The organism is Polaribacter sp. 2405UD43-2 (assembly GCF_058147125.1).
The window spans coordinates 34,269-40,693 of the sequence record NZ_JBYVJX010000015.1 but is presented as its reverse complement, the minus strand read 5'-3'; the positions used below and the strand labels follow the sequence as shown (position 1 = coordinate 40,693).

The window sequence follows — 6,425 nt, the reverse complement described above, 5'->3', positions numbered from 1 at the left end:
GGAATTGCTAACGCCTGTGCTAAACCGAAAATTAACGCATATTAACCCGTAACTGACGGTTATACGAGACCGTTGTGCTTCATTATGACCAACCATTAACCAATGATAAAATTTTTTAGAAAAATTAGACAAAATCTGCTGATGGAGAACAAAACTGGAAAGTATTTTAAATACGCAATTGGAGAAATTGTACTTGTTGTAATTGGGATTTTAATAGCATTATCAATCAATAATTGGAATACTAATAGAATTGAATATAACACTATCAAAAATTATTATGAACGAATAATTGTTGAGTTAGACCAAGAAATTAATGAAGCAATGTCTTTAAAAGTTAAAATAGATTCATCTATTCATAAAAACAAAAGAATCTTAAAAATAATAAATTCTAAAAACACAGATTCAATAAACGTAATTAAAAACCTATTAGGAAATACGGCAACATATTTGGTTACTGATTACAAATTTCCCATTACAAAAGAATTTATCAGTCAGAATTATTTATCCAAAATAAAGAATGATTCAATCAAAATGGATTTTGAATATCTCTCGAGTTTATTCAATTATTCTGCATCAACTCTAAATTATGCGAATTCGCAATATGTAAACACGATTGAACCTTTTTTTATTAAGAATATAAATTATAGCGAAGTCGCTTTACCACAATGGAAAAAAGGATTGATTCAAGGTGGTCCTATAATAAATTATGAATCATTGTTTACAAATCTTGAGTTATGGAACATAGTTACATTTAAACTTGAATCCTTAAATGGAGAATCTTTAAAGCTAGAGTATTCTATTGAAGATTTTCAAAAAATAAAAGAACGTTTAAAGGCAGAATTAGATAATTAAAACCCATTTATTCTGATATATAAAAATAACGAAAGCACAACAACGTGTATAGCTCATTGCGGTTGAATTCCTAATCGGAATTCAACGCTTATTCGCTATCTTTGGGTTATGGCGGAAAGAATCCTGCGGATTTTTCCGCAACAAGCCATACACAGAGACGTTCGGCGGCATCAAGCCCTAGCGGGCTAATGCCGCCGAACGTCCGCGCAGCTACGCTGAGCATTCTACGGCGTTTGACGCCGCAGAACACTCAGCTATACGCAATTTGCACAAGTCTAAAATACTCCGTATTTTCACTCGTACAAAATGCGCATAGCTGCGCGGACGTTGTAGGTAATTTAAGAAATACGAGAACCTTGAAAAAACAGATAATATTTTCGCTGATAATCTTATTTCTATTTTTGACTATAAACACGAGTTATTTATGGGAAGATAATAGCGGAGTTTTTGCTTTTTTTTGGGGAGCCTTTTTAATGATTTCATTTTTAATAATTGGAATTATCCAACTAATAAATATTGGAATAGTCATTTTTAAGAAAACGTTTGAACTAAAAAGAATCTTTCTGAATATTTTTAATATTGGACTTTTAGCAGTTCTATTCTTTAACCCAAATGGAATTATTAAACCGAAAGAAACTCGTGAAATATTTTTAGAAGCATTTGGAGAAGGAGCTGCAAATTGTACGACTACTCTAAAATTATTTAAGAATAATGAATTTAAGGAATTGAATATTTGTTTTGGAATTACAAGTGCAAAAGGAACATATCGAATTGAAAATGATACTGTTTTTTTTGATACCAAAATAATCCCAAAACATTCTGATAGATATTTTGACTTCGCTGTAATTAAAAAAACAGAAAAAGAATCTGAAATTATTAGATTCTATGAAAAAGATAGTATCGGAAGAGAACTGAAAATTAAACTGAATTAAAAAACTACCTACAACAATGGCTATAAGTAATTGCTTGTTCTCGCCTACTTCTGAAAATCCTCTCGGATTTTCAGTTTGGTGTGTACTTGCAAAGTTTAGTGCTAACCCACGCAACTACTCATAGCCGAACCGTTACCAACAAGCTAAAAATCAACCATACCTTAAATGATAAAATCTATATCCATAAAACAAATTGCAACATTTGACAATGATGGAACTACAATAGATGATCTAAAAAAAGTAAACTTTATTTATGGAGCAAATGGTTGTGGAAAAACAACTATTTCAAACTATTTACAGGATGCAGAGGAACCAAAATTTGAGCATTGCTCATTAAATTGGGAAAATGACCCAATAAAAACCTTAGTTTATAACAAAGAATTCAGAGAAAGAAATTTCGGAAAGGGAAAACTTGGTGGTGTTTTCACATTGGGAGAAGCAACCGCAGAGCAAATACAAGTAATTGAAGAAAAAGGAATTCTTTTAAAAGAACTAAAAACCGAGAGAATTAAAAAAAATGAAACTCTTGAGGGTTTAATATTAAAGAAAGAAGAATTAACAAATACTTTCAAGGAATTTTGTTGGTCAAATATTTATAAGAAATATGAAACCACTTTTAAAGATGCCTTTGTCGGTTTTCAAAATAAAGAGAGATTTAAAACAAAAATTTTAGTTGACAATAGTAGCAACACTTCTGATTTAAAACAACTTGACTACTTAAAAGAGAAATCAAAAACTGTATTTGGAGAAAGACCAGAAAATTTAACATTACTAAACTCTATCCAATTTAGCAGAATTATTGAAATTGAAAAATCTAGTATTTGGCAAAAAATAATTATCGGAAAGGCTGATGTTAATATTGCAAAATTAATACAGAAATTAAATATTAACGATTGGGTTAACCAAGGTCAAAGTTATCTTCAAGAAGATGAAACTTGTCCTTTTTGCCAAGAAAAAACCATAACAGAAGATTTTAAAAAACAGTTAGACAGTTTTTTTGATGGAGAATTTATAGAAGATATTAAAACCATTAAAAGTTTAAGAGAAGAATATCTTGCATTAACTTCTAACTTGATAAATGAACTAAATCAATTAGAAACAAATCAAAAGAACGACAAAAACAACAAACTAGTATTAGAAAAATACTCTGCATACTTAAAAACACTTATAAGTCAAATTGTAGCAAACAAGGAATTATTAAGCAATAAAGTTAAAGAACCTAGCAGAAGTGTTGACCTAATTAATTTAGAAGAGCAATTTGGTCTTATTTCAAGTCTTATTGACAATGCAAACTCTGAAATAACTAAAAACAATCTTATTGTAAGTAATTACAATTCCGAGCGAGAAACATTAATAAAACAAGTTTGGAAATACTGTTGTAACGAATTTACAACTCAAATAACAAAATTCAATTCGGACAGCACAGGTATTGAAACTGGGATTTCGGCATTAAAAATACAAATTCAAGAAAAACTAAATGCCTATAATTCATTAGATACTGAAATTAAAAATTTAAGTAAAAATGTCACTAGTATTCAACCAACTATTGATGAAATCAATAGGCTTCTAACAAACTATGGTTTTGTTAATTTCAAAATTGTACCAGCCACAGAAGATGGATTTTATCAAATACAACGAGAAGATGGAACAGTTGCTGAAAAAACTTTAAGCGAAGGAGAAGTTACATTTATCACCTTTTTATATTACCTACAATTAACCAAAGGCGGACTTAATGAAGAAAGTGTAAATGACGAGCGAATACTTGTGATTGACGACCCAATATCAAGTTTAGATAGTAATGTTCTTTTCATTGTTAGCACATTAGTAAAGGAAATAGCAAAGAAAATAAAAACGGATGAAGGGAATATTAAACAATTAATCTTGCTCACTCATAATGTCTACTTCCATAAAGAAGTATCTTATGAAGGACTTAATCGAAAAGGTCAAAAACCCTCTTTTTGGATTTTAAGAAAGAACAACAATCAATCTATAATCCATTCATATGGAGAGCAAAATCCGATTCAATCTTCCTACGAATTATTGTGGCGTGAAATTAAAGAATGGGAACACAATTCAGGAATAACTATTCAAAATACTATGAGAAGAATTTTAGAAAATTTCTATAGTATATTAGGTAATAAAAGAGATGATTTTCTAATTAACAAATTTGAATCTAGAGAAGAAAAAGACATTTGTCGTTCACTTCTAAGTTGGACTAATGAAGGTTCTCACACTCTTCCTGATGACTTATATATTGAAGCACCTGATGATACGATTGTGAAATATATTGACGTTTTTAAAAATATTTTCTATCACACGGAAAACAGAGGACATTACTTAATGATGATGGGAATAGAAGATGAAGAATAAAGCCAGTTGGTAACAATGTATAAAAATAATAAGGGTTAAGTGCCAAACCCAAAGTTGGTTCATATTAACAAAGTCCGCCAAATTTACAATTTGACGGTTAAAAGAAAAATAACGTTAAAATTGTAAATTTAGCTAAGTGCAAAACCGAAAAGTAAGTGCGTTTTTAATCCCTTACTATTCTTATACTAAACGTTAGCATTAATTAAAACCGAATGTTTAGTTTTCTAAAAAAAGACATAGGAGAGAGATTTAAAACAGAAGCATCTGAATGGTTAAGTTTCTATCCTGAAATCAAACATAAGTGGAATGATGGACAATTAGCAATATCACATCCAAAAAAACTGAACGAACAGATTTTATTTCAATTTAACTCAAAAAAGCTGACAATAAAACATCAAAATAAATCCAAAACCTTTTCTGACGGAATTACAAACAAAGTTCCGATTTATGAAATATTAGGATTTATGACAAATGAAATTCTGACTGAAAAAGACACCGAAATTATAAAACCAAGCCTGATTGAAAAAGAAGTTGCTCTATTAATGACTAATGAATACGGACAAGTTTTAACGAATGATTTGAATCAATTTAACGGATGGGGAAATGTTTACAGAAAATTTAAAAATATCGAATTAGCGAAAGAATATCTTAGAGAACTAAGACCTGAAAAGAAAATAAATCTTGAGGTAAGTATTTTTGACAAGAATTATAAAATCATAGAACAACAAAAAATAACTAATGCTAACAATGTATAACCGCAATTACGGCGGATTCGACTACGTCCGAATCCACTCGGAATTGCTAACGTCTGTGCTAAACCGGAAAATTTGAGTACTTTAACCCGTAAACTGACGGTTATACGAGTCCGTTCGGCGGCATCAAGCCCTAGCGGGCTAATGCCGCCGAACGTCCGCGCAGCTACGCTGAGCATTCTACGGCGTTTGACGCCGCAGAACACTCAGCTATACGCAATTTGCACAAGTCTAAAATACTCCGTATTTTCACTCGTACAAAATGCGCATAGCTGCGCGGACGTTGTGCATAATTTAACCAAACCGTGAAATGCCATTTCCATTAGACGAAAAATATATACAAGAAACTGAATCGGAATTGAACGTAAAATTCCCAACTGAATTTAAAAACCGAATGATGAAATCAAATGGCGGTGAATTATTGATTTCGGACGAGTTTGAATTTGAACTGTACCCATTTTTTGATAAGACTGACCGAAAAAGAATAAGTCGGACTTGTAACCACATCGGACTTGAAACAAAAAATGCGCGTGAATGGAATGGATTTCCTGACAATGGAATCGCGATTGGAGCGGACGGATATGGAAATCAATTAATCTTGACTCACAGCGGAAATGGGAATTTAACTGACGAACTGTTTTTCTGGAATCACGAAACAAGAAAGGTGGAAAAAATAGCTGATTCGATTAATAAACTTTACGTTGAAAAAAGCTCATTTTGGAATAAAATAAAGTCAAAATTTAATGGGTAAAAAACTATGCACAACAATGTATAACCGCAATTACGGCGGATTCGACTACGTCCGAATCCAATCGGAATTGCTAACGCCAGTTCTTAACCGAAAATTAACGCATATTAACCCGTAACTGACGGTTATACCAGACCGTTGGCAATAATTAACGAATGAACTTAACGCACGAAGAATTTCAGAAAGCAAGAAGAATTAGTCGTGAAATTCAAAACCATTTGGAAAGTACAAATTCTGACGGTTTGAGAAGTACTGACTTATATCCAATTTTAGCAAGAAAAAAACTCATTGAAAAAGATAAATATAATGGAATTCATTTCCGAAGGTTTTTGAGAAAACTTAAAGAAAACGATTTACTAAAACTTATTCCTCAATGTAAATTCCAGTACAATCAGAAAAAACCTGAATTTCTTGAATGGTATTTCTATCAAATAAAAAAAGAACCTGAATTGACTGAAAGTGAGGAAAAAAGTGAGCGAAAGATTATTTTACCAAAACTACCAGAGAATGAAATTAACGAACTAATTGAGAAAGCAAAACCCCATATTGAGAAATTACCGAAAAAGGAAATAGGAAAATTTACAGTACCACAATTAGAAACAAGAAAATTATACCAAAGAGCCTATGAATCGTGGACTGAAAGAGAAATTGAAATAATGACAAGAGCTTATAAAAAATTTGGAAGAATAGATAAAGTTGCAGAATTGTTGAAAAGACAACCAAACGTAATTAAAAAAAGATTGAATATTAAATAAAAACTATTGCCAACAA

The 6,425-nt window shown here is 31.1% G+C and carries 6 protein-coding genes; all 6 read left to right on the top strand.

Annotated elements, in window-relative coordinates; genetic code table 11:
* The first annotated feature begins 141 nt into the window (after positions 1–141).
* The 6 genes from ACY2RX_RS14160 to ACY2RX_RS14135 all read left to right on the top strand — a co-directional run bounded on the left by ACY2RX_RS14160 (position 142) and on the right by ACY2RX_RS14135 (position 6,409).
* Complete coding sequence (locus ACY2RX_RS14160) at positions 142–852, top strand: hypothetical protein (RefSeq protein ID WP_490104635.1); 711 nt, start codon at positions 142–144, stop codon at positions 850–852.
* 401 nt (positions 853–1,253) lie between these two features.
* On the top strand, positions 1,254–1,784 hold the full coding sequence (locus tag ACY2RX_RS14155; RefSeq protein WP_490104634.1) for a hypothetical protein: 531 nt from the start codon (positions 1,254–1,256) through the stop codon (positions 1,782–1,784).
* 165 nt (positions 1,785–1,949) lie between these two features.
* Positions 1,950–4,154, top strand: coding sequence for an AAA family ATPase (locus ACY2RX_RS14150; RefSeq protein WP_490104633.1), 2,205 nt, complete (start codon positions 1,950–1,952; stop codon positions 4,152–4,154).
* Positions 4,155–4,366: 212 nt separating this feature from the next.
* On the top strand, positions 4,367–4,909 hold the full coding sequence (locus ACY2RX_RS14145) for a hypothetical protein (protein ID WP_490104632.1): 543 nt from the start codon (positions 4,367–4,369) through the stop codon (positions 4,907–4,909).
* Between the two features lie 307 nt (positions 4,910–5,216).
* Entirely contained in the window at positions 5,217–5,657 is a 441-nt protein-coding gene (locus ACY2RX_RS14140) for an SMI1/KNR4 family protein (RefSeq protein WP_490104631.1), read from the top strand.
* A gap of 152 nt (positions 5,658–5,809) precedes the next feature.
* On the top strand, positions 5,810–6,409 hold the full coding sequence (locus ACY2RX_RS14135; RefSeq protein WP_490104630.1) for a hypothetical protein: 600 nt from the start codon (positions 5,810–5,812) through the stop codon (positions 6,407–6,409).
* The last annotated feature ends 16 nt before the right edge of the window (positions 6,410–6,425 follow it).